18 protein-coding genes, 2 pseudogenes and 1 other annotated feature are annotated in these 22999 nt (G+C 57.9%); of the genes and pseudogenes, 17 read left to right on the top strand and 3 right to left on the bottom strand.

Annotated features, from left to right (window positions below; all coding sequences use genetic code 11):
• Positions 1-326 precede the first annotated feature (326 nt).
• Positions 327-2090, bottom strand: a complete 1764-nt coding sequence (gene ycaO, locus ACMGGK_RS15070; protein WP_033640817.1) for a 30S ribosomal protein S12 methylthiotransferase accessory factor YcaO — start codon at positions 2088-2090, stop codon at positions 327-329.
• A gap of 148 nt (positions 2091-2238) precedes the next feature.
• Between ycaO and ansB the strand changes: the two genes are divergently transcribed.
• From ansB to lpxK, 11 genes and pseudogenes are all read left to right on the top strand, one after another.
• Positions 2239-3285 (top strand): L-asparaginase 2, encoded by a 1047-nt coding sequence (gene ansB / locus ACMGGK_RS15065; protein ID WP_143778795.1) that lies wholly within the window; start codon positions 2239-2241, stop codon positions 3283-3285.
• 302 nt (positions 3286-3587) lie between these two features.
• Complete coding sequence (gene serC, locus ACMGGK_RS15060) at positions 3588-4673, top strand: 3-phosphoserine/phosphohydroxythreonine transaminase (protein WP_028127991.1); 1086 nt, start codon at positions 3588-3590, stop codon at positions 4671-4673.
• 113 nt (positions 4674-4786) lie between these two features.
• A complete protein-coding gene (aroA, locus tag ACMGGK_RS15055; RefSeq protein ID WP_420276998.1) occupies positions 4787-6073 on the top strand; it encodes a 3-phosphoshikimate 1-carboxyvinyltransferase in 1287 nt (428 codons plus the stop codon).
• 262 nt (positions 6074-6335) lie between these two features.
• Positions 6336-7025, top strand: a complete 690-nt coding sequence (cmk, locus tag ACMGGK_RS15050; protein ID WP_028127992.1) for a (d)CMP kinase — start codon at positions 6336-6338, stop codon at positions 7023-7025.
• Positions 7026-7209: 184 nt separating this feature from the next.
• Positions 7210-8883 carry a 30S ribosomal protein S1 gene (gene rpsA, locus ACMGGK_RS15045; RefSeq protein ID WP_004928267.1) on the top strand — a complete coding sequence of 558 codons (1674 nt, stop codon included), beginning with the start codon at positions 7210-7212 and terminating at the stop codon, positions 8881-8883.
• A 62-nt stretch (positions 8884-8945) separates the two neighbouring features.
• Positions 8946-9230: an integration host factor subunit beta gene (ihfB, locus tag ACMGGK_RS15040; protein WP_004928264.1), complete on the top strand. Its 285-nt coding sequence runs from the start codon at positions 8946-8948 to the stop codon at positions 9228-9230.
• A gap of 314 nt (positions 9231-9544) precedes the next feature.
• Positions 9545-10444, top strand: a pseudogene (locus ACMGGK_RS15035) (DNA internalization-related competence protein ComEC/Rec2); the annotation flags it as partial.
• A gap of 53 nt (positions 10445-10497) precedes the next feature.
• Positions 10498-11738 (top strand): IS3 family transposase gene (locus ACMGGK_RS15030; protein WP_420276929.1). Its coding sequence is split into 2 segments (ribosomal slippage): positions 10498-10813 and positions 10813-11738, totalling 1242 coding nucleotides; the frame shifts between segments, so codons are not numbered across the junction.
• Positions 10806-10922: a sequence feature (AL1L pseudoknot), on the top strand. Its footprint overlaps the gene before it by 117 nt.
• A 37-nt stretch (positions 11739-11775) precedes the next feature.
• Positions 11776-13116, top strand: a pseudogene (locus ACMGGK_RS15025) (DNA internalization-related competence protein ComEC/Rec2); the annotation flags it as partial.
• 35 nt (positions 13117-13151) lie between these two features.
• Entirely contained in the window at positions 13152-14900 is a 1749-nt protein-coding gene (gene msbA, locus ACMGGK_RS15020; protein WP_079449440.1) for a lipid A ABC transporter ATP-binding protein/permease MsbA, read from the top strand.
• Positions 14900-15880 (top strand): tetraacyldisaccharide 4'-kinase, encoded by a 981-nt coding sequence (gene lpxK / locus ACMGGK_RS15015; protein WP_016928316.1) that lies wholly within the window; start codon positions 14900-14902, stop codon positions 15878-15880. Before msbA ends, lpxK begins: the two co-directional genes overlap by 1 nt.
• Positions 15881-15882: 2 nt before the next feature.
• Here lpxK and ACMGGK_RS15010 read toward each other — a convergent pair whose 3' ends face one another.
• Complete coding sequence (locus ACMGGK_RS15010) at positions 15883-17289, bottom strand: VOC family protein (RefSeq protein WP_016928315.1); 1407 nt, start codon at positions 17287-17289, stop codon at positions 15883-15885.
• A gap of 525 nt (positions 17290-17814) precedes the next feature.
• On the opposite strand from ACMGGK_RS15010, the gene cspE reads away from it, so the two are divergent.
• The 6 genes from cspE (at position 17815) to ACMGGK_RS14980 (ending at position 22083) form a co-directional block, all read left to right on the top strand.
• Positions 17815-18024, top strand: coding sequence for a cold shock domain-containing protein (cspE, locus tag ACMGGK_RS15005; RefSeq protein ID WP_004928244.1), 210 nt, complete (start codon positions 17815-17817; stop codon positions 18022-18024).
• 223 nt (positions 18025-18247) lie between these two features.
• Positions 18248-18469: a cold-shock protein gene (locus ACMGGK_RS15000; RefSeq protein WP_004928241.1), complete on the top strand. Its 222-nt coding sequence runs from the start codon at positions 18248-18250 to the stop codon at positions 18467-18469.
• 113 nt (positions 18470-18582) lie between these two features.
• A complete protein-coding gene (locus ACMGGK_RS14995) occupies positions 18583-19809 on the top strand; it encodes a winged helix-turn-helix domain-containing protein (RefSeq protein ID WP_049300510.1) in 1227 nt (408 codons plus the stop codon).
• Positions 19810-20107: 298 nt separating this feature from the next.
• The gene (locus ACMGGK_RS14990; RefSeq protein WP_004928237.1) at positions 20108-20290 is read left to right on the top strand and encodes a Trm112 family protein; all 183 of its coding nucleotides are present in this window, start codon (positions 20108-20110) and stop codon (positions 20288-20290) included.
• Positions 20287-21036, top strand: a complete 750-nt coding sequence (kdsB, locus tag ACMGGK_RS14985; RefSeq protein ID WP_004928235.1) for a 3-deoxy-manno-octulosonate cytidylyltransferase — start codon at positions 20287-20289, stop codon at positions 21034-21036. The genes ACMGGK_RS14990 and kdsB overlap by 4 nt, the downstream gene beginning before the upstream one ends.
• 150 nt (positions 21037-21186) lie before the next feature.
• A complete protein-coding gene (locus ACMGGK_RS14980; protein WP_420276997.1) occupies positions 21187-22083 on the top strand; it encodes a YcbJ family phosphotransferase in 897 nt (298 codons plus the stop codon).
• A gap of 7 nt (positions 22084-22090) precedes the next feature.
• Here ACMGGK_RS14980 and elyC read toward each other — a convergent pair whose 3' ends face one another.
• Positions 22091-22864 carry an envelope biogenesis factor ElyC gene (elyC, locus tag ACMGGK_RS14975; RefSeq protein WP_015377333.1) on the bottom strand — a complete coding sequence of 258 codons (774 nt, stop codon included), beginning with the start codon at positions 22862-22864 and terminating at the stop codon, positions 22091-22093.
• Positions 22865-22999: the final 135 nt, after the last annotated feature.

The raw sequence follows: 22999 nt of genomic DNA, 5'->3' as shown, positions 1-22999 counted from the left end.
TAATTTATTGATTTTTAATGAAAAACATTTTTTTAATGTTTGCAAATTTTTTTGAATCCACCGAATGGTCGGCATAGAGTAAAGTTAAATTTTTAGGCGTTTTGTCGCCGCGCGGCGCTGAAAGTTTAATTATCGGTTAATTATTATTTCACCGTCCGGCAACAATTGACGGTTTATTTATTTTTATGGCCGTTTAACCGCCTATTTCCCGGCGAAAAAATAAAACCGAATGCGTTGAAATAAACCGCAAAAATGAAAACGCCGCAACGGAGTGCGGCGTTTGGCAACAGGGGTACTCCCAAAGTGGTGGCACCCCCTGATGATGCTTAGGCCTTGGCCCAGTGGCGGCGTTTGGCCGCCTGCAGCTTCTCGTAAGCCGCCAGCAGCGCCTGATGCGCCGGCAGCGCCTTCAGATCGGCATCGACGGCGAACAGCCCGTTGAAGCGCTCTTCACCGCTGATGGCGGCGGAGGCGGCGTCGACCGCTTCCTGGCCGTACATTTTCACGAACGCGGTATAGTATTGCGCCGCTTCGCGTTCAGGCTCCTGCGCCAGCAGCAACAGCGTTTGCAGGCAACGGTAGTAGTTGCTGCGCGCCGGGCTCAGCACCGAGGCGTTGAAGTCCTGCGTCCATTCGGTCCAAATCAGCGCCTGATCCAGATCGCCGCCCGCCAGCGCCAGCATCGACTTCAGCTCGCCCACGCGCAGGGTATGCCAGGCGTTGTCTTTGCCGCTGGCAATGCCCAGCAGTTCGCGTACGCGGGTGAAATCGTCCAGCCCTTCGTCGTCCAGCTGCTCGATCAGCGCCAGGTATTCTTCCGGCTCCCACTCGCTGCCCGGCAGCGCCAGCAGCGTATCGCGCAGGTGCGCGCCCATGCTGTTGTTGGCCAGCAGCAGGTCTTCCGCCGGGTAGATATCGGACATGCCCGGCACGATGATGCGGCACGCGTAGACGCCCAGGTGCTCGTAGTCGGCGATGTACACTTCCGCGTCTTCCTTGTCGAAGATGCTCATCAGGGTGGCGAACTCTTCCTGCGTGCTGCCGCTGAAGTTCCAGTCAACGAACGGGTAATCGGCATCCTGTTTGAACAGATCCCAGGAGATCAGGCCGCTGGAGTCGATGAAGTGCGTTTCCAGGTTGGTGTGTTCCGCCACTTCTTCGTCATCGAAGGTCGGCGCGGTGAACACGTCGAGATCTTTCAGGCTGCGGCCCTGCAGCAGTTCGGTTACCGTGCGCTCCAGCGCCACGCCGAAGTCCGGATGCGCGCCGAATGAAGCGAAGCAGGTGCCGTTGGTCGGGTTGAACAGCACCACGCAGATCACCGGGTAGTTGCCGCCCAGCGAGGCGTCATAGGAGAGGATCGGGAAACCTTCCTCTTCCAACTTGGCGATGGCTTCCACCACGCCCGGGTAGCGGTTCAGCACTTCGTCCGGGATCGCCGGCAGGCTGATGGATTCGGCGATGATGCGGTTTTTCACATAACGCTCGAACACTTCCGACAGGCCCTGCACGCGCGCTTCGTTGGCGGTGTTGCCGGCGGACATACCGTTGGAAACATACAGGTTGCCGATGATATTCATCGGGATGTACACGGTTTGCTGGTCGGACTGACGGGTAAACGGCAGCGCGCACACGCCGCGATCGGCGTTGCCGGATTGCAGATCGACCAGATCGCTGGCGCTCAGCTCTTGCTGCGGATCGTAGAAGGCGTGCAGGCGTTCGTCGAGGATGCCGGCCGGCAGCGCGTCGTCTTCAGGGATCGGGAACCATTTCTCATTCGGGTAGTGCACGAAGTCGCCTTCGGCGATCTGCCGGCCCAGATAGAAATCGGCAAAGAAGTAGTTGGTGGACAGGCGCTCGAAATATTCACCCAGCGCGGAGGCCAGCGCGGCTTTTTTGCTGGCGCCTTTGCCGTTGGTGAAGCACAGCGGGCAATCGCGATCGCGAATGTGCACCGACCACACGTGCGGCACCGGGTTCAGCCAGGAGGCTTCTTCGATGTTGAAACCGAGGTCGCTCAGTTTCTGCTGGAAACGGGCGATGGAGTCTTCCAGGGCGGCGTCTTTACCGGGGATAAAAGTTTGCGTCATTGTCTTCACTTTTTGCGCGTACTAAAAACGCGCAATGATACGGGGTTTTACGCTGGAGCTCCACGTATTCCTAAAGCGGTGGCAAAGTCACAGTTTTTTTAAGGATAAAGGCCATAATTCAGCGAGTTATCTGTCACGGAGAAATCTAATGAAATCAGTGAAACTCAGCGTGTTAACCCTCTTGTTGACCGGCGTCAGCGCTTCGGCGCTGGCGCTGCCCAACATCACCCTGCTGGCGACCGGCGGCACCATCGCCGGCGGCGGCGATTCGGCGACGAAATCCAACTATACCGCGGGCAAGCTGGGCGTCGAGGCGCTGGTCGATGCGGTGCCGGCGCTGAAAAACATCGCCAACGTGCGGGGGGAGCAGGTGGTGAACATCGGCTCGCAGGACATGAACGATCAGGTCTGGCTGACGCTGGCGAAGAAAATTGACGCCGACTGCGGCAAAACCGACGGCTTCGTCATCACCCACGGTACCGATACGCTGGAAGAGACGGCCTATTTCCTCGATCTGACGGTGAAGTGCGACAAGCCGGTGGTGCTGGTCGGGGCGATGCGGCCGGCGACGGCGATGAGCGCCGACGGCCCGTTCAACCTGTATAACGCGGTGGTGACGGCGGCGGATCCGCAATCGGCCAACCGCGGGGTGCTGGTGGCGATGAACGACACCGTGCTGGACGCGCGCGACGTCACCAAGACCAATACCACCGCCGTGCAGACCTTCCAGTCGCCGAACTTCGGCCCGCTGGGGTACATCCACAACGGCAAGATCGATTACCAGCGTTCGCCGCAGCGCAAGCATACCCGGGAGACGCCGTTCGACGTCAGCAAGCTGAACGAGCTGCCGAAGGTCGGCATCATCTACAACTACGCCAACGCCTCCGATGCGCCGGCCAAGGCGCTGATCGCCGAAGGATATCAGGGCATCGTCAGCGCCGGGGTCGGCAACGGTAACCTGTATAAAACCGTGTTCGACACCTTGGCGACGGCGGCGCACAACGGCGTGGCGGTGGTGCGTTCTTCGCGCGTGCCGACCGGCGCGACCACCGAGGATGCGGAAGTGGACGACGCCAAATACGGCTTCGTGGCCGCCGGCACGCTGAATCCGCAAAAAGCGCGCATTCTGCTGCAGCTGGCGCTGACGCAAACCAAAGACGCGAAGCAGATCCAGCAGATGTTCAATCAGTACTGATCGTTTTCTCTCCTGCGGGGGCCGTCCGGGCTCCCGCAGCCATCTCGGCTGAATACAGCATAAAACACCGCGTTAACCCGCTGAATTTCCCCATGTCGCAGGGTTTTATCGTCCAAACAATCGCGACGGCCGCAGAGCCTGTCATCACCCGGCGCGACCGTTTGCCGCCGACGGGCGAATAAGCGTTGCAGCCATGGGGCGTGAGTGATAAAACCGATGGGTTGGTTAACGCGATCGTTAGCTTCGGGCATCTTTTCGACAGGTCGCTTTTCTGCGGCGAACAGTGAATGTGGTGAGGGGAAATGACTCAGGTTTATAATTTTAGCTCTGGCCCGGCGATGCTGCCGGTGGAAGTGTTGCGTCGTGCGGAACAGGAACTGTGCAATTGGCACGGCCTGGGCACGTCAGTGATGGAGATCAGTCACCGCAGCAAAGAATTCATCGCCGTTGCCGAGCAGGCGGAACAGGATCTGCGCGATCTGCTGAAAGTCCCCTCCAACTATAAAGTGCTGTTTTGCCACGGCGGCGCCCGCGCACAATTCGCCGCGCTGCCGCTGAACCTGCTGGGCGACAAGGCCACCGCCGACTATATCGACGGTGGTTATTGGGCGCACAGCGCCATCAAGGAAGCGGAAAAGTATTGCACCCCGAACGTCATCGACGTGAAAACCCGCATCGACGGCCTGAGCGGCATCAAGCCGATGAAAGAGTGGCAGCTGAGCAACGACGCTGCTTACGTGCATTATTGCCCGAATGAAACCATCGACGGCGTGGCCATCGATGAAACGCCGGACTTCGGCGACAAAGTGGTGATCGGCGATTACTCCTCGACCATTCTGTCCCGCCCGCTCGACGTCAGCCGCTTCGGCGTGATTTACGCCGGCGCGCAGAAAAATATCGGCCCGGCCGGCCTGACGCTGGTGATCGTGCGCGACGATCTGCTGGGCAAGGCGCGCAAAGAAGTGCCGTCTATCCTCGATTACACCGTGCTGGCCGAGAACGACTCGATGTTCAACACCCCGCCAACCTTCGCCTGGTACTTGTCCGGGCTGGTGTTCAAATGGCTGAAAGAGCAGGGCGGCCTGGTGGAGATGCAAAAACGCAATCAGGCCAAGGCCGAGCTGCTGTACGCGACCATCGATAAATCCGACTTCTACCGCAGCCAGGTGGCGATCGCCAACCGTTCCTGGATGAACGTGCCGTTCCAGCTGGCCGATGCGGCGCTGGACAAGGTATTCCTCAGCGAAGCCGAGGCCATCGGCCTGCAGGCGCTGAAAGGCCACCGGGTAGTTGGCGGCATGCGTGCTTCTATTTACAATGCCATGCCGCTGGCCGGCGTGCAGGCGCTGACCGACTTCATGACCGACTTCGAACGTCGTCACGGTTGATTCCGTCAGCCCGCCAGGCGCGGGCTGCTCAGGCTGTTGTCCTTTTGCATTAAAGCGGCTCCGGCATTATTCCGGAGCCGTTTCGTTTATCAGAATTGGAGAGTTTTGTTCACATGGTGGATTCCCTGACGTTACAACCGGTCGCCCTGGTCAATGGCACCGTCAACTTACCCGGCTCGAAGAGCGTTTCTAACCGCGCTCTGCTGCTGGCGGCGCTGGCGGAGGGAACGACCCGGCTGACCAACCTGCTGGACAGCGACGATGTGCGTCATATGCTGAATGCGCTGCAGGCGTTGGGCGTGAACTACCGGCTTTCCGCCGACCGCACCGTGTGTGAAGTGACCGGCGTGGCCGGGCCGTTGGTGGCCAACCAACCGCTGGAACTGTTCCTCGGCAATGCCGGCACCGCGATGCGCCCACTGGCGGCGGCGCTGTGCCTTGGTGAAGGTGATGTGGTGCTGACCGGGGAACCCCGCATGAAAGAACGCCCGATCGGCCATCTGGTGGACGCGTTGCGCCAGGGCGGGGCGCAGATTGATTACCTCGAGCAGACCGATTACCCGCCGATTCGCCTGCGCGGCAGTTTCCAGGGCGGCGACGTCACCGTTGACGGCAGCGTCTCCAGCCAGTTCTTGACCGCGTTGCTGATGACCGCGCCCCTGGCGCCGCAGGATACGCAGATCCACATCAAGGGCGAGCTGGTTTCCAAGCCCTACATCGACATCACGCTGCATCTGATGCGCACCTTCGGCGTATCGGTGAGCCACGACAACTACCGGGTATTCCATATCCAGGGGCGCCAGACGTATATCGCGCCGGGCGACTACCTGGTTGAGGGCGACGCTTCTTCCGCCTCTTACTTCCTGGCGGCGGCGGCGATCAAGGGCGGCACCGTGCGCGTGACCGGCATCGGCCGCAAAAGCGTGCAGGGCGACACCAAGTTCGCCGACGTGCTGGAGAAAATGGGCGCGCGCATCACCTGGGGCGACGATTTCATCGAGTGCAGCCGCGGTGAACTGCGCGGCATCGACATGGACATGAACCACATTCCGGACGCGGCGATGACCATCGCCACCGCGGCGTTGTTCGCCGAGGGGCCGACCACCATCCGCAATATCTACAACTGGCGGGTGAAGGAGACCGACCGTCTGGCGGCGATGGCCACCGAGTTGCGTAAAGTGGGGGCGGAAGTGGACGAAGGCGAAGACTACATTCACGTCGTGCCGCCGGCCAAACTGCAGTTCGCCGAGATCGGTACCTACAACGATCACCGCATGGCGATGTGCTTCTCGCTGGTGGCGCTGTCGGATACCCCGGTCACCATTCTCGATCCGAAATGCACCGCGAAAACCTTCCCGGATTATTTCGAGCAGTTGGCGCGCATCAGCCAGCCGGCGTAGTAACCCGTCAAATCGTTTCTTTTAAGGCCCCTTTGTGGGCCTTTATCGTTTTTAACCTTCGGCGACCGGCGTTTCTTCTATACTTTTTCGCGGTTGTGCGCTTATTTTCAACAACCGGACAGTTCCAGGGTAACAGATTGCCGTAGGGCAGCGTATAATACGCCACCGTATTTGCCCCTGATTGGGCAGGTGGCAGAGCGCACGGGCTTCGAGTCGAAGCGCGCCGTGTCTCTGTGAGGTTTTCTACCTGAAGGAGAGAGAAATGACGGCTACAGCCCCGGTGATAACCGTTGATGGACCAAGTGGCGCAGGCAAAGGCACGCTGTGTAAAGCGTTGGCCGAGTCCCTTGGTTGGCGTTTGCTGGATTCTGGCGCGATCTACCGCGTGCTGGCGCTGGCGGCGTTGCATCATCAGGTGGATATCACTTCTGAGGAAGCGCTGGTTCCGCTGGCCGCACATCTCGATGTTCGCTTCGTTGCCCAGGACGGCAAGCTGCAGGTGATTTTGGAAGGTGAGGACGTCAGCAATGAGATCCGCACCGAAACCGTCGGCAACACCGCGTCGCAAGCGGCGGCGTTTCCGCGCGTGCGCGAGGCGTTGCTGCGCCGCCAGCGCGCGTTTCGCGAGGCGCCCGGCCTGATTGCCGATGGCCGCGACATGGGCACGGTGGTGTTCCCGGACGCGCCGGTCAAGATTTTCCTCGACGCCAGCTCGGAGGAGCGCGCGCACCGCCGCATGCTGCAGTTGCAGGAGAAGGGCTTTAATGTTAACTTTGAACGTCTTTTAGCCGAGATAAAGGAACGGGACGACCGTGACCGTAATCGGCCTATCGCGCCTCTGGTGCCCGCTTCTGACGCCCTCGTACTGGATTCTACCAGCATGTCGATAGAGGAAGTGATCCAGCAGGCGTTGACGTATGCACAGAAAGTGTTGGCGTTGCCGCAGCAATAAGCGCGGCGGCGCTATTGGCTTTTTGTCATATTTGTCATAGCGGTATCGCAATATATCGGGTAAAATTTTACCCCTGTAACCTTAAACCCTGTCGGCATGGAGCCAATGGCGGGGTATGTGAAACAACCCCATTCGGCGGGACGCTAAATGGACGTTAAACTAAAGAACCCTGAAGATTAACAACATGACTGAATCTTTCGCTCAACTCTTTGAAGAATCCTTAAAAGAAATCGAAACCCGCCCGGGTTCCATCGTTCGTGGCGTCGTTGTTGCTATCGACAAAGATATCGTACTGGTTGACGCCGGTCTGAAATCTGAGTCTGCCATCCCGGCTGAGCAATTCAAAAACGCCCAGGGCGAGCTGGAAATCCAGGTTGGTGACGAAGTTGACGTTGCTCTGGATGCTGTTGAAGACGGCTTCGGTGAAACCCTGCTGTCCCGTGAGAAAGCTAAGCGTCACGAAGCTTGGATCACGCTGGAAAAAGCCTACGAAGAAGCTGAGACTGTAACCGGTGTTATCAACGGCAAAGTGAAGGGTGGCTTCACCGTCGAGCTGAACGGCATCCGCGCGTTCCTGCCAGGTTCCCTGGTTGACGTGCGTCCGGTACGTGACACTCTGCACCTGGAAGGCAAAGAGCTTGAGTTCAAAGTCATCAAGCTGGATCAGAAGCGCAACAACGTTGTCGTTTCTCGCCGTGCGGTTATCGAATCCGAAAACAGCGCTGAGCGCGATCAACTGCTGGAAAACCTGCAGGAAGGCATGGAAGTTAAAGGTATCGTTAAGAACCTCACTGACTACGGTGCATTCGTTGATCTGGGCGGTGTAGACGGCCTGCTGCACATCACTGACATGGCTTGGAAACGCGTTAAGCACCCAAGCGAAATCGTCAATGTTGGCGATGAAATCACTGTTAAAGTGCTGAAGTTCGACCGCGAGCGTACTCGTGTATCCCTGGGCCTGAAACAGCTGGGCGAAGATCCATGGGTTGCTATCGCGAAACGTTACCCAGAAGGCACCAAGCTGACTGGCCGTGTAACCAACCTGACTGATTACGGCTGCTTCGTAGAAATCGAAGAAGGCGTTGAAGGTCTGGTACACGTTTCTGAAATGGATTGGACCAACAAAAACATCCATCCGTCCAAAGTTGTTAACGTGGGCGACGTAGTGGAAGTGATGGTTCTGGACATCGATGAAGAACGTCGTCGTATCTCCCTGGGCCTGAAGCAGTGCAAATCCAACCCATGGCAGCAGTTCGCAGAAACCCACAACAAGGGCGACCGCGTTGAAGGTAAAATCAAGTCTATCACTGACTTCGGTATCTTCATCGGCCTGGACGGCGGCATCGACGGCCTGGTTCACCTGTCTGACATCTCCTGGAACGTTGCAGGCGAAGAAGCAGTACGTGAATACAAGAAAGGCGACGAAATCGCTGCGGTTGTTCTGCAAGTTGACGCAGAGCGCGAGCGTATCTCCCTGGGCGTGAAGCAACTGGCTGAAGACCCGTTCAATAACTACCTGTCTATGAACAAGAAAGGTGCTATTGTTACTGGTAAAGTCACTGCAGTTGACGCCAAAGGTGCTACAGTTGAATTGGCAGGCGGCGTAGAAGGTTACCTGCGTGCATCTGAAGCCTCTCGCGACCGCATTGAAGATGCAACTCTGGTTCTGAACGTAGGTGACGAAGTTGAAGCTAAATTCACCGGCGTTGACCGTAAGAACCGCGTTGTAAGCCTGTCCGTACGTGCTAAGGACGAAGCTGACGAGAAAGACGCCATCGCAACTGTTAACAACAAACAGGAAGAAGGCAACTTCTCTAACGCAATGGCTGAAGCTTTCAAAGCGGCTAAAGGCGAGTAATGACGGGGGGCGGTCGCTGACCGCCCCGATACGGTAGTTTAGCTGCAAAGCTTGGAGGTACTATGACCAAGTCTGAACTTATTGAAAGACTTGCTGGCCAGCAATCTCATATTCCGGCGAAGGCCGTTGAGGATGCAGTGAAAGAGATGCTTGAGCACATGGCCGCAACGCTGGCCGAGGGCGAACGCATTGAGATCCGCGGATTCGGCAGTTTTTCTCTTCACTACCGTGCCCCGCGTGTAGGCCGCAACCCGAAAACCGGTGACAAAGTAGAGCTGGACGGTAAATACGTTCCTCACTTCAAGCCAGGCAAAGAGTTGCGTGACCGCGCCAATATCTATGGCTAGTCGCTGACTGATCATAGCGTTGTTGCTTGAAAAGAATATAAAACGGTGCCTGTAAGGCGCCGTTTTTTTCGCCTGCAATTCTCCGCGATATGCTCGCGAGTTGCGTACTACGCCGCATTTACGATGTGGCTCCTGCATAGATCTCTCTTATCCTGCCATGTTCACCGCATCTTCGTTAAAGCCCGCTGGCGGTGACATGTCGCCTGAATGATCCTGCTTGCTTGCCGTGATGCGCTTTTGCTCATGGCGGAGCCGATGGGAGAAGAGCGATCAAAATTTCGCTGGATCTGGCGATACTCGCCGTTATCTGCGGCATCCTGCCGCTGTTGGTTTTACCGCAGTTGCCTGAGCAATGGCAGCTGTGGCCGCTCGTGCTTGTTGTCTGTTTACTGCTGCGCACGCGCAGGCCATTCTGCCGCTATTTGGCCTGCCTGGGATTGGGATTCATATGGGCGGTTTTCAACGCCGGCAGCCTGATCGGGCAAATGGATCGCTTAACTCGCATGCCGGACGTGACGGCGGTGGTACAGGTGAGCAGCGTCGCGCTGGAGCCCGCCGCCAGTAAACAGACGCTGATGCGCATCGAGCGGGTCGACGGTCATTGGTTGGCGCCTGCGCTGGCGTTTACCACGACGTGGGCTCCCGAACAGCAGCGGCTATGCGCCGGGCAGCGTTGGCAATTGAAACTGCGCCTGCGGCCGGTACATGGCAAGCTCAATCAAGGCGGATTTGACAGCCAACGTTGGGCGATCGCCCAGCGTCAGCCGTTGACGGGGCGGGTCAGGCAGGCTCGTTTGCTGGATGGCGATTGCGGGCTGCGCCAGCGCATCATCAGCCATGCGGAAACCAACATCGGTGAATTGCGTTACAAGGCGGTATTGCTGGCGCTGGCGTTTGGGGAACGAACCGCGCTGGAGCAGGCTTTGCGCACGCTGATGCTGAAGACCGGCATCGCTCACCTGATGGCCATTTCAGGGTTGCATGTGGCGATGGTCGCCATTTTGTTCTGGGCCGCGTTGCGCGCGCTGCAGTTTTTTCTGCCCGCCCATTTGATTGGCTATCGCTTTCCATTGGTCGCAGGCTGGGTGGCGACGCTGATCTATGTTTGGTTGGTGGGCGCCCAGCCGCCGGCGGTGCGTACCGCGTTGGCCATGACGCTGTGGATGCTGCTGCGCTTGCGCGGCGTTCATTGTTCTTCCTGGCAAGTGTGGTTGTGAACCGTACCGGGTTTCTTGGAGACTAAACTCTCAGTGAAAGGAGACCCAAAATGAAATCACCATCCGCCAAACGCTATCCCCCTGAACTGCGTGAGCGCGCTGTCAGAATGTTGTTGGAACACCGTAATGAGTATGACTCTGAGCCGGATGCCATTCGTGCCATATCGTCAAAAATCGGGTGCCATTACGACACCTTACGAGCCTGGTTGCGCCAGCATAAAAATGATGCCAGTGGTGGTGTCAGCCCCGTCAACACTGATGATGGCGGACTGAGCACCAATGAGCGCCAGCGTTTAAAAGAACTGGAGCGTGAAAATCGGGAGCTACGCCGCAGCAATGATATATTGCGCCAGGCCTCAGCTTATTTTGCCCAGGCGGAGCTCGACCGCCACTGGAAAAAATAATGCCACTTATGCAGTGTCTGAGTGGTACACACGGGGTCGGGCCGGTATGTCGCGAACTGGATATTGCCCCGTCGACATATTACTGGCATCAGCAACGCCGGCTGTATCCTGAGAAATGTAGCCAACGAGAAAAGTGCGATGCTCAAATCAGCCAGGAGATAAAACGCGTTTACGAAGAAAATTACAGTGTCTATGGAGCACGAAAAGTCTGGCGTCAGTTGCTCCGCGAGGGCTTTAGCGTTGCCCGGTGTACTGTTGAACGCCTGATGAAAATAATAGGTCTTCGGGGCGTACTCCGTGGCAAAGTCATCAAGACCACGATCGGTCGCAAAACAGCGGCAGCAGCGGATCTGGTAAACCGCCAGTTCGTGGCAGAACGTCCCAATCAGCTTTGGTGTGCAGATTTTACGTACGTTAGCACCTGGCAGGGCTTCGCCTATGTGGCGTTCATAATCGATGTGTTCGCGGGCACGATCGTTGGCTGGCGGGTCTCATCGTCGATGGAAGCAAGGTTCGTGCTAGATGCTCTGGAACAAGCTCTGTGGGCACGTCGCCCCTCAGGTACAATCCATCACTCGGACAAGGGCTCCCAATACGTGTCACTGGCGTACACCCAGCGGCTGCAGGAGGCGGAGCTGTTGGCGTCGACAGGCAGCACAGGCGACTCTTACGATAATGCCCTGGCCGAGAGTATCAATGGCCTTTACAAAGCGGAAGTGATCCACCGTAAGAGCTGGAAAAACCACGCGGAAGTGGAGCTTGCGACACTGGCGTGGGTGGACTGGTTCAACAATAGAAGGTTACTGGAACGGCTAGGACACATACCGCCGGTAGAAGCTGAAAATGCCTATTATGCTTCCAGTACAAATAATGGTCTGGCAGCCTGAGCTTCCGGACTAAAAACTCTCCAAAAAAACCGGGGCGGTTCAGTTGTGGTGTATCGGGCTGATTTTGCTGTGCGATCCGTTGGCGGTTTTGTCAGACAGTTTCTGGCTGTCGGTGCTGGCGGTGGGGTGTTTGATTTTTTGGTTTGAATGGGCGCCGCTCGGTGAGCGATTCCGGTCGGCCTGGTATTGGGCGCCGGTGCGCTGGCTGCATATTCAGCTGGGCATGACGTTGTTGCTGGTGCCGATGCAGGTCGCGCTGTTCTTAGGTCTGACGCTGACCTCGCTGCCCGCCAATCTTTGGGCGGTGCCCATCGTCTCATTGGTGACGGTGCCGTTGATTTTGCTGGCGGTGATCGGCTGCGTCCTCCCCTCGCTAAGTTACGGGCTTTGGTGGTTGGCAGATTTCACGTTGAGCGGGGTGTTTGTGCCGCTGCATTACCTGCAACGCGGTTGGGTGGATTTGGGAGCCGCCTCGCTACTGGCCAGCATAGCGGGATGGCTTATCGTTATCTGCTGGCGTTTTCATTGGTGGTGGCGCTATGCGCCGGGGCTGGCGGCGGTGGCGGTATGCTGCGTGTTGTGGCGTGGCAAAGCGCCGGACTATCGCTGGCGCGTCGATATGCTTGATGTCGGGCACGGGTTGGCGGTGGTTATCGAGCAAAACGGCAAGGGGATACTGTACGATACCGGCGATCGTTGGCCCGCGGGCAGCGCCGCCGAACGGCATATCTTACCGATGCTGAACTGGCGGAATATTGAACTGGAGCAGATCATTATCAGCCATATTCACCTCGATCATATCGGCGGGCTGCCGGTGATGCGGCGGGCATTTCCTCAGGCGACGGTGCGCAGCCCGATACGCGGGGAAGGACACTTGCCCTGCGTCGCCGGTGAGCGTTGGCGCTGGCAATCGCTGCAATTCGAGGTGCTGTGGCCACCGAAAACGCGCAAAAGGCCGGTCAATGACGACTCCTGCGTGATCCGCATCGACGATGGGCAATACAGTTTGCTGCTCACCGGTGATGCGGAAAAGAAGGCGGAGGAGCAGCTGTTACGGTTGCGGCGCGATCGTTTGGCTGCCACGGTGTTGCAGGTGGGGCATCACGGCAGCAAGACGTCTTCTACGCCGCCGTTTCTGCGCGCGGTCAATCCCGAAGCGGCGATGGCGTCCGCATCGCGTTACAACAAATGGCGATTGCCGGCGCGGAAAGTGGTCGCCAGATACCGGGCAAATGGCATTCAATGGCGCGATACGACGCGCTCCGGTCAGTTATCGGTACTTTTTTTCGACAACGATTGGCAAATTAAAGGCTTTCGCGAACAATTAATGCCCCGTTGGTACCATCAGCGGTTTGGCGTAGAGGGTGATAATGAGTAAAATAGGCCGCTATTTCTTCCGATGCTGGTATTTGCATGATGAATGATAAAGATCTCTCGACCTGGCAGACGTTCCGTCGACTCTGGCCGATGATCACTCCTTTTAAGACCGGGCTGATTGTGGCCGCCATTGCGTTGATTATGAACGCAGCGGGGGACACGCTGATGCTGTCTCTGCTTAAACCGTTATTGGACGATGGGTTTGGAAAAACCGACAGCAGCGTGCTGGTGTGGATGCCGCTGGCGGTGATTGCGCTGATGCTGATGCGCGGCGTGACCAGCTTTGTTTCAAGCTACTGCATTTCCTGGGTTTCCGGCATGGTGGTGATGCAAATGCGCCGCCGCCTGTTTGGCCACATGATGAGAATGCCGGTGGCCTTCTTCGATCAGCAGTCCACCGGGACTTTACTGTCGCGCATTACCTATGATTCCGAGCAGGTGGCTTCCTCCTCTTCCAGCGCGCTGGTGACCGTGGTGCGTGAAGGAGCCTCGATCATTGGCCTGTTCATCATGATGTTCTACTACAGCTGGCAGCTGTCGGTGATCCTGATCGTGCTGGCACCGATCGTCTCCATCGCCATTCGCCTGGTGTCCAAGCGTTTCCGCAACATCAGCAAGAACATGCAGAACACCATGGGGCAGGTGACCACAAGTGCCGAACAGATGCTGAAAGGCCATAAAGAAGTGCTGATTTTCGGTGGCCAGCAGGTAGAAACCGAGCGTTTTAACTCGGTGAGCAACCGCATGCGCCAACAGGGCATGAAACTGGTTTCCGCGTCTTCCATTTCCGATCCGATCATTCAACTGATTGCTTCGCTGGCCCTGGCGTTCGTGCTGTTTGCCGCCAGCTTCCCAAGCGTGATGGAAACCCTGACCGCCGGTACCATTACCGTGGTGTTCTCGTCGATGATCGCTCTGATGCGTCCGCTGAAGTCGCTGACCAACGTCAATGCCCAGTTCCAGCGAGGGATGGCGGCCTGTCAGACGCTGTTCTCCATTTTGGATATGGAACAGGAAAAAGACACCGGCACCCGCGAAGTGAAGCGTGCGAAAGGCGACATCGAATTCCGTAACGTCACCTTCTACTACCCGGCCAAAGACACGCCGGCGCTGCGTGATATCAACCTGAAAATCGCTGAAGGCAAGACCGTCGCGCTGGTGGGCCGTTCCGGTTCGGGTAAATCCACCATCGCCAACCTGTTGACGCGCTTCTACGATATTCAGGAAGGTGAAATCCTGATGGATGGTCACGATCTGCGTGAATATACCCTGGCCTCGCTGCGCAATCAGGTGGCCTTGGTCTCGCAAAACGTGCACCTGTTCAACGACACTATCGCCAACAACATCGCCTATGCGCGCGAGAGCGAATACAGCCGTGAGCAGATTGAGAAAGCGGCGGAAATGGCGTACGCGATGGACTTCATCAACAAGATGGAAAACGGCCTGGATACGGTGATCGGTGAAAATGGCGTGATGCTGTCCGGCGGCCAGCGCCAGCGCATTGCCATCGCGCGTGCTTTGCTGCGCGATTGCCCGATCCTGATCCTGGATGAGGCGACGTCTGCGCTGGATACCGAGTCCGAGCGTGCCATTCAGGCCGCGCTGGACGAGCTGCAGAAAGACCGCACTTCGCTGGTAATCGCGCACCGTCTGTCGACCATTGAGAAGGCGGACGAGATCCTGGTGGTGGAGGACGGCCGCATCGTCGAACGCGGTGAACACGCCGAGTTGCTTGAGCGGCATGGCGCCTATGCGCAGCTGCACCGCATGCAGTTTGGTCAATAATGATTGAGCGTATCTGGTCCGGCGGTTCGTTGCTTTATCTGGCGCTATTGCCGCTCTCGTGGCTCTATGGTTTGTTCAGTTGGCTGATCCGTCTCAGTTACCGCTGCGGCCTGCGTAAAAGTTGGCGTTCGCCGGTGCCGGTAGTGGTGGTGGGTAACCTCACCGCCGGCGGCAACGGCAAAACGCCGATGGTGATTTGGCTGGTGGAACACCTGCAACAGCGGGGCTATCGCGTTGGCGTGGTGTCACGCGGCTACGGCGGCAAGTCGGCGGTTTATCCGCTGGTGCTCGGTCAGAATACATCGACCCGTGAGGCGGGCGATGAGCCGGTGCTGATTTATCAACGTACCGGTGCGCCTGTGGCGATCGCGCCCAAGCGAGCCGAGGCGGTGCAGGCCCTGCTGCAACAACAGCCGCTGGATGTGATCATCACCGACGACGGTTTGCAGCACTACGCTTTACAGCGTGACTTCGAGCTGGTGGTCATCGACGGCGTGCGTCGTTTCGGCAACGGCTGGTGGTTGCCGGCCGGGCCGATGCGCGAGCGTGCCGCGCGGCTTGGCAGCGTCGATGCGCGCGTCGCCAATGGCGGCGTGGCGCAGGCCGGGGAAATTGCCATGCGCCTGCAGGCGCGTGATGCGGTGAACCTGCTGAGCGGTGAACGTCGCCCGGCGGCTGAGCTGCCGCGCGTGGTGGCGATGGCCGGCATCGGCCATCCGCCGCGTTTCTTCGCGACGTTGGAAAAGTTGAACGTCGAAGTCGTACAGGAAGTGGCGTTTGCCGATCATCAGGAATATCAGCAGGAACAGCTGGCGGCGCTGGTTGCAGCCGATCAAACGCTGTTGATGACGGAGAAGGACGCGGTGAAGTGTCGCGCCTTTGCCCAGCCTAATTGGTGGTATTTGCCGGTTGATGCGGTGCTACCTTCCGCTCAGGCTGAGCAATTGCTGCAGGATATCGAATCTCTGCTGACTAAGTAATCTCAGGATGCCAGCGTGGCAAGTCCCAAGGCTTGCGCGCAGGCTTCCAGCGAACGCTGCTGGGTTTGCTGATACAGCGCCAGCTCGTCGATCACCTCACTGCCCAACGCTTGTTCAAACGCTGCCCGGCTGGAAGCGGCGTTGTACTGCGCGTGGCGACTGTCGCCCAGGTTTGACTGGAAAATCCCCGCCGCGCTGACCGGCAGAAAATCTTCATACACCAGAGGCTGGAAGCGAACGTGTTCTTTCTCGATCAGTTGTTCCAGGGTGCTGTGCTTATCCAGCGACTCTTTGGCCGCCAGGCCGCATTCGGTCGGGAAATAGCGGAACCAGGCCAGCTGTTGCTCACGCAGCGTGGCGTAATCATCCGGAAACGCCCGGAAGTTTTCCTCCAGCAGTTGATAGTAGCGCTCGGCATTCTTCTCGCTCGGCGGCGCCTGCAACGCATCGTTGGTCGCCTGCAGCAAACGGTCGTAAAGTTCGCGTCCTTTAGGCGTTAGCGCCACGCCGCGTTGTTCGATCTCGCCGAAGCGCGCGGTATGGTGACCGGCGACGGCGTGCCCGTCGTGCTCAACGAAATCGACGCTTTCTTCCAGCGCTTTGAAGCTGGTTTGGCGGAGCAGGATCGCGCGGCGGCGGCGCGGCGGGCCCTCGATGACCGCTTTGGGCGTAATACCGCGGCCGGGCATCGCTTGCTGAACGCGATCGATATCCAGCGTGCGTGGTGTCAGGTGGTTGATATGCGGCCCTTTAAACGCCACCACGTCGGCGATCAGGCGATGCTGATCGTGCAGCTGCCGGTATTCTTCGGCGCTGACCGTCGCCTGGTTGTGCCAGCGGAAGGTTTCCAGCGCTTGTTCGACAAATTCTTGCGCCTGCACTTCATTCAGCCCGCCTTGCGCTTCCTGCAGCGCGATCAGCTCCAGCGCGCGATCGGTAAAGATACGGCGGCGCGCCAGCAAGCGCTCGGCCAGCGCACGCAGCGCGGGATCTTCTATCAGTTCCAGGCGCAGCAGGGAGGTGAACACGCGGAAAGGACTGATCTGCAGCGCGTCTTCGTGTATGGCGCGAAAAGCGGTGGAGTGCACCGGAACGCCCGCCACCGATAGATCATAGTAACCGACCGGCGCCATGCCCATCACCCGGAACAGGCGGCGCAGGGTGGCCAGTTCGTCCGCCGTACCGACCCGGATCGCGCCGTGGCGCTCCATGGCCAGGCGTTCGATCTCGCCGGTGATTTGCAGTTGATGAGCCAGTGCGGCATCTTCGCGCAGAACCTGTCGGTTGGTTTCCGCCACCAGCTCCAGCAGATCGCCGTACAGCGGTACCTCTTTTTGATACATGTCCGACATCGCGTGAGAGAATCTGGCGCGGATTTCATTAGGTGAAACGAACTGCTGGGCGGTCATGCGCATAGCTCCTTGATTCAGCATAATCTGAAAAATCGTGTTTTTAGCGGCAAAAGTGCTGGCGAAAAAGCCGTCTGCCTTGTTTTCCCCTCAAGTTTAGCCATCTGATTTGGGATTTGTTATAGCAGCGTCAAGCATATTAGAGTTTTATGCGTTAGCTCTCATTTGCAGCGCTCAGACGGGCAAATGATGCTCCGGTGAGGAGAGGAACGCGGTGGATCGGCCGCGGCGAGCGTTAAATTAAGTCATGTATATTCAGGGGGATAAAAATAAATTCGGCGTAATGATGAATTTATTGCAATAAACCTCTTGTGCATTCACCATTTTTATGAGTAAATGCAAGTCGGCCTGTAATCCAGACCTATTTATGTTCGAGTTTAGAGTTAAGCAGTTCCTCCAAAAACGTTATCATCCGATTCCGCTTCAAAGACGAACCTTCTAAGTACCTCCCATAAGTAATGTTTCTGAAATGGCCGCAATTGCCTCTTATGGCAGGTTTTGTAAATATATTTAAAGGTAAAAGTAATGTCTAAGAAGACTGGTCAAGTTAAGTGGTTCAACGAAAGCAAAGGTTTTGGTTTCATTGAGCAGCACGACGGCGGCAAAGATGTATTTGTACACTTCTCCGCAATCATGACCGACGGTTTCAAGACCCTGGCTGAAGGCCAGCGTGTCGAGTACACCATCCAGGACAGCCCGCGCGGGCCGGCTGCCGCCAACGTAGTTGCTCTGTAAGAAGACAGGGAACGCGTATAAAGAGATCTTAATACAACCATGGTGACGCTTCAGCGCTGAGTCATGCGGAAGATATTAAGTTCAACAAGCCCGCCTTAGTGCGGGTTTTTTATTTTTTTGCTCACGAGAGGTTTGTTACGAAAAACTTTAGGATGGGCTGGTAGCGTCCAGACAATATAAAAAATGACGTTGTCAAGGATGCTCAAGTAAAAGGATATAAGTTATGTTTAAAAATACTGTGTTAAAAATGGGTCGTGTGAAATGGTTTAATCAGGCCGAAGGCTATGGTTTTATTTCACCGGTAGATGGCAGCGACGAAATCTATGTCAACCGCAACGCTATCGCCAACACCAAAAATAAGTCGTTGAACGAAGGTCAGAACGTTGAGTTCTCGATCTATCGCAGCTCGCATGGGCTGTCCGCGGCAGACGTTATCGCGTTCTGATCGCATCCTCCTTCCTCGCCAGTGCCGGTGTCGCCACCCGCAAGCACTGGCGAAGATAAATCCCGCGATATCCACTATTATCAGGCCATTGCCTACTCGCCACGGATATCAGGATGACCACCCCGACCATTTCCCTTACCGCCGCTCGCGCGTTGCACCTTGCCGCCCAGGGGCTGCTTTCTCCGCTTAAACGCCAGGCTCGGCCCGATGACGTCGTGAGCGCGATCCAGCGCATGGGGCTGTTACAAATCGATACCATTAGCGTCGTCGCTCGCAGCCCGTATCTGGTGCTGTTCAGCCGTTTGGGAACCTATCAGCCGGAGTGGCTTGAGCAGGCGCTCGCCGGCCGCAAGCTGTTCGAGTATTGGGCGCACGAGGCCTGTTTCCTGCCGATCGAAGATTTTGGTCTGCTGCGCCACCGCATGCTGGCGCCGCATGATATGGGCTGGAAATACTCGGCCGACTGGGTGCAGCAGCACCAGGCCGCGATGGACAACCTGCTGCGGCACATTGAACAACAGGGGCCGGTGCGTTCCGCCGATTTCAGCGCCGAGAAGAAAGGCAACAGCGGGTGGTGGGACTGGAAACCGGAGAAACGGCACCTGGAGATCCTGTTTACCGCCGGCAAGCTGATGGTGGCCGAGCGTCGCAACTTCCACCGGGTTTACGATCTGACCGAAAGGCTGCTGCCGGCCTGGGACGATGCGCGTCATGCGCTGCCTGCGGAGCGGGCGCGCCGGCAGATGCTGCATCGCACCTGCCGCTATCTGGGCATTTTTCGCGCCGAATGGTTGGCGGATTATTATCGGCTGAAACGCGTGGCGCCAAAAGCCTTGCTGGCAGAGCTGCAGGCGCAGGGGGAAATTTCGCCGGTGCAGGTAGAGGGGCTGGAAGGGCAGTTCTATGTGCATGAATCACTGGCGGAACTGCTGCCGCTGGCGGAGCAGGGCAAATTGAAATCGACGGTCACCAGCCTGCTGTCGCCTTTTGATCCGGTGGTGTGGGATCGCCGCCGGGCGCTCGAACTGTTCAACTTTGACTATCGGCTGGAGTGTTACACGCCGAAAGAAAAACGCCGCTACGGTTACTTCACGTTGCCGGTGCTGCATCGGGGCGAGCTGGTGGGGCGGATTGACGCCAAGGCGCACCGTCGCCAGGGCATCTTCGAGATCATCAGTTTCCATGCGGAGCCGCAGGTGCGCTTCGGCAAACAGCGAACGCAGGATATCCGGCAGGCCATCGCGCGCACGGCCAAATGGCACGGTGCGCAACGCGTCGCGCTGGGCGACATTCCGGCCGCGTTAGCCGCTGAATGGGGTGCCGGCTGGGAAGTGGGATAACGAGCGACGCCGTCGGTGGGGTAAAACGAAGTGAAGCGTCGCTCGTTACAAAGGGGCTCAGTGGCTGAAGTTAGCGAACAGAGCGATGATTTTATGCAGACGTTTGATCATGTATCACTGCTTTCTTTTGTGATTTTCATCACAAAATTCTACGCCGGGATGCGCCGCAGTTCAAGCTGTCACGCTGACGCAGTGAGGAAATATCGGCGGGTTGGCGCTGCCGATGATTAACCTGGGGCCGGGCATTATGCTATCCTCACTGCCTTTCCCAGATGACCTATCCCCTAGCGGAGGATGCATGGACCACCGTTTACTCGAAATCGTTGCCTGCCCGGTATGCAACGGCAAACTCTATTTCAATAAAGAAAACCAGGAGCTGGTGTGCAAAGCGGACGGGTTGGCTTACCCGCTGCGTGACGGCATTCCGGTACTGTTGGAAAATGAAGCGCGTGCGCTGTCGCTGGATGAGAAGCACGCATGAGTTTTATCGCTATTATTCCCGCCCGCTACGCCTCAACCCGTTTGCCGGGCAAACCGCTGGCCGATATTCACGGCAAGCCGATGGTGGTGCACGTGATGGAGCGTGCCCGTGAGTCCGGCGCCAGCCGCGTCATCGTGGCGACCGATCATCCTGAAGTCGCCAAAGCGGTGGAAGCCGCCGGCGGCGAAGTGTGCATGACCAGCCCGGATCACCATTCCGGCACCGAGCGTCTGGCGGAAGTGATCGCGCACTACGGCTTTGCCGACGATCAGATCATCGTTAACGTGCAGGGCGACGAACCGCTGATCCCACCGGTGATCGTGCGGCAGGTGGCGGAGAACCTGGCGGGCAGCCAGGCCGGCATGGCGACGCTGGCGGTGCCGATCGAGAGCGCCGAAGAGGCTTTCAACCCCAACGCGGTGAAGGTTGTGATGGACGCGCAGGGCTACGCGCTCTATTTCTCACGCGCCACAATTCCGTGGGATCGCGAGCGTTTCGCCGCGTCGAAAGAGAGCATCGGCGACAGCCTGCTGCGTCATATCGGCATCTACGCGTACCGCGCGGGCTTCGTGCGCCGCTACGTCAGCTGGGCGCCGAGCCAGCTGGAGCAGATCGAGCTGTTGGAACAGCTGCGCGTGCTGTGGTACGGTGAAAAGATCCACGTGGCGGTCGCGAAAGCGATCCCGAGCGTGGGGGTCGATACGCCGGAAGACCTCCAGCGCGTGCGCGACAGCATTCAACCTTGAGCCTGATTTCGTCGGCGCGCCGCGCAACGCGCCGACGATGCAACACCCCCATTATTGATCCCCGTTTTGTTGATCTGCGTTGAAGAATTTTTCCGCTCGCCGTTTGATGATGTTACGCATCCCCCCTAATTAGCCTGAGGTGAATGCCTTATGGAGCAGTTACGCGCCGAACTGAGCATTGTGCTGGGTGAGTCCATCAGCCGGCTGGAGCGGGTGAGCGAACAGCCTTATGCGCATATGTATTCACTGTACGATCGGCAGGGCAACGCGATCCCGTTGATGGCGAAAAGCTTTATCTGTCGGGGCATCGCCCAGCAGGAGGCGTACAAGCTGTCGATGCTGGCGCGCGACGGGGATATTCGCCTGCCTACGGTTTATGGCGTGGTGTGCACCCACCAGGCGCCGTATACGGAAATCCTGCTGTTCGAGCGCCTGCGCGGCGTGTCGGCTGAGGCGCCGACGCGCTCGCCGGATCGCTGGAATATGCTGATGGAGCAGATCGTTGACGGGATATTGGCCTGGCACCGCATCGACAGCCACGGCAGCGTCGGCAGCGTTGACAGCACGCAGGAGAATGACTGGTTTTGCTGGTATCAACAGCGGGTCGAAGTGTTGTGGGCGACGGTGGTCAATCTCACCACCCCGCAGTTGACCATGGCGGATCGGCGTTTGCTGTACCGCACGCGCGAAACGCTGACCCATTTCTTCGTCGGCTTCGATGATCCCTGTGTTCTGGTGCACGGTAACTTATCGCTGCGCAGCATGCTGAAAGATCCCAAAACCGATCAACTGCTGGCGATGCTCAACCCCGGCGTAGTGCTGTGGGCGCCGCGCGAATACGATCTTTTCCGCCTCTGCGAGGCGGGCATGCCCAGCCAGCTGTTGTTCAACTATCTGCAGCGGGCGCCGGTCGCCGACGCTTTCCTGGCGCGGCGCTGGCTATATGCGGTATGGGAAGCGGTAGGGCGTTTGATCCATACCGGCAAGCTGGAGCGGCGGCCGTTCGACTATGCGTCGCAACAGCTGCTGCCCTGGCTAGCCCGTTGAACGGGCTTTACTCTGCGCCGGCGCTATCTGCGCCCTTCAGCCATTGCCACAGGCTACCCAGCGTTTCATACCAGGCGCGCTCGGTATGGCCGAGGAACATTGACGACGGTGTGGCGCGATCCCAGATATTCAGCGGCGAGTCGATAGCCAACTGATTGGCCGGCGCCGGGATCGGATGCAGCCCCTTAGCCTTGAAGAAACGCATGGCGCGCGGCAGATGGTTGGCGGAGGTCACCAGAATGAACGGTTGCTCGCCGACCAACTTGGCGACCTGAGCGGCCTCTTGCTCGGTATCGCGCGGTTCCCCCAAGATCACCATATCACTGCGCGGCACGCCCAGGCTTTCGGCCACCAGCGCCGCAGTGGCGGCGTTGCTTTGCATGGGGCCGGCGGACGCGCCGGTGAACACCATCCTGGCGCCGGGATGTGCAAGGTAGAGCCGCACGCCTTCCGTGACGCGCGGCAGACTGTTGCCGAGCAGGTTTGAACTGGGCGCCCAATCGGGATTGTAGGTATAGCCCCCGCCCAACACGACGATGTAGCTGACCGGATCGTTACCGCGATAAGTCTGGTATTCGGCTTCGATCGGCCGCAGCAGCCGGTCGGCCACCGGTTGCAGGCTGAAAAGCAGTAAAAACAGCCAGCTCAGCGTGAAAATCGTCTTACCGCTTTTTTGCCAGCGGGTGAACCACAGCAGCAGCAGCGCCAGCCCCATCAGCAGCATCAACAGCGGCAGTGGCATCAGCAGGGCGCCAAAGAACTTTTTCAGGTTGAACAGCATCGAAAATCAGATCCTTTTGGGTGAAAAATCGGCATCCAGGTATAAACAGGCCGCAAGAAGATACATTCTAAGCCAGTCTGTGCCAAAATAGCAGGTTTGAATGGGCGTGCGCTTTGCCGCCGACAAGACTGAGAT

Origin of the sequence: Serratia sp. BNK-33-b (assembly GCF_048684565.1) — a bacterium.
GTDB lineage: Bacteria > Pseudomonadota > Gammaproteobacteria > Enterobacterales > Enterobacteriaceae > Serratia > Serratia marcescens.
This window is presented reverse-complemented; position numbering and strand designations above follow the sequence as displayed.

Excerpts from the sequence above, each read along its gene's own strand:
- cmk (WP_028127992.1), top strand. The coding sequence starts at position 6,336 with ATGACGGCTACAGCCCCGGTGATAACCGTTGATGGACCAAGTGGCGCA.
- ACMGGK_RS14995 (WP_049300510.1), top strand. The coding sequence starts at position 18,583 with ATGACCACCCCGACCATTTCCCTTACCGCCGCTCGCGCGTTGCACCTT.
- rpsA (WP_004928267.1), top strand. The coding sequence starts at position 7,210 with ATGACTGAATCTTTCGCTCAACTCTTTGAAGAATCCTTAAAAGAAATC.
- kdsB (WP_004928235.1), top strand. The coding sequence starts at position 20,287 with ATGAGTTTTATCGCTATTATTCCCGCCCGCTACGCCTCAACCCGTTTG.
- ACMGGK_RS15000 (WP_004928241.1), top strand. The coding sequence starts at position 18,248 with ATGTTTAAAAATACTGTGTTAAAAATGGGTCGTGTGAAATGGTTTAAT.
- cspE (WP_004928244.1), top strand. The coding sequence starts at position 17,815 with ATGTCTAAGAAGACTGGTCAAGTTAAGTGGTTCAACGAAAGCAAAGGT.
- ACMGGK_RS15010 (WP_016928315.1), bottom strand. The coding sequence starts at position 17,289 with ATGACCGCCCAGCAGTTCGTTTCACCTAATGAAATCCGCGCCAGATTC.
- lpxK (WP_016928316.1), top strand. The coding sequence starts at position 14,900 with ATGATTGAGCGTATCTGGTCCGGCGGTTCGTTGCTTTATCTGGCGCTA.
- ACMGGK_RS14980 (WP_420276997.1), top strand. The coding sequence starts at position 21,187 with ATGGAGCAGTTACGCGCCGAACTGAGCATTGTGCTGGGTGAGTCCATC.
- msbA (WP_079449440.1), top strand. The coding sequence starts at position 13,152 with ATGATGAATGATAAAGATCTCTCGACCTGGCAGACGTTCCGTCGACTC.
- ihfB (WP_004928264.1), top strand. The coding sequence starts at position 8,946 with ATGACCAAGTCTGAACTTATTGAAAGACTTGCTGGCCAGCAATCTCAT.
- elyC (WP_015377333.1), bottom strand. The coding sequence starts at position 22,864 with ATGCTGTTCAACCTGAAAAAGTTCTTTGGCGCCCTGCTGATGCCACTG.
- ycaO (WP_033640817.1), bottom strand. The coding sequence starts at position 2,090 with ATGACGCAAACTTTTATCCCCGGTAAAGACGCCGCCCTGGAAGACTCC.
- ansB (WP_143778795.1), top strand. The coding sequence starts at position 2,239 with ATGAAATCAGTGAAACTCAGCGTGTTAACCCTCTTGTTGACCGGCGTC.
- serC (WP_028127991.1), top strand. The coding sequence starts at position 3,588 with ATGACTCAGGTTTATAATTTTAGCTCTGGCCCGGCGATGCTGCCGGTG.
- aroA (WP_420276998.1), top strand. The coding sequence starts at position 4,787 with ATGGTGGATTCCCTGACGTTACAACCGGTCGCCCTGGTCAATGGCACC.
- ACMGGK_RS14990 (WP_004928237.1), top strand. The coding sequence starts at position 20,108 with ATGGACCACCGTTTACTCGAAATCGTTGCCTGCCCGGTATGCAACGGC.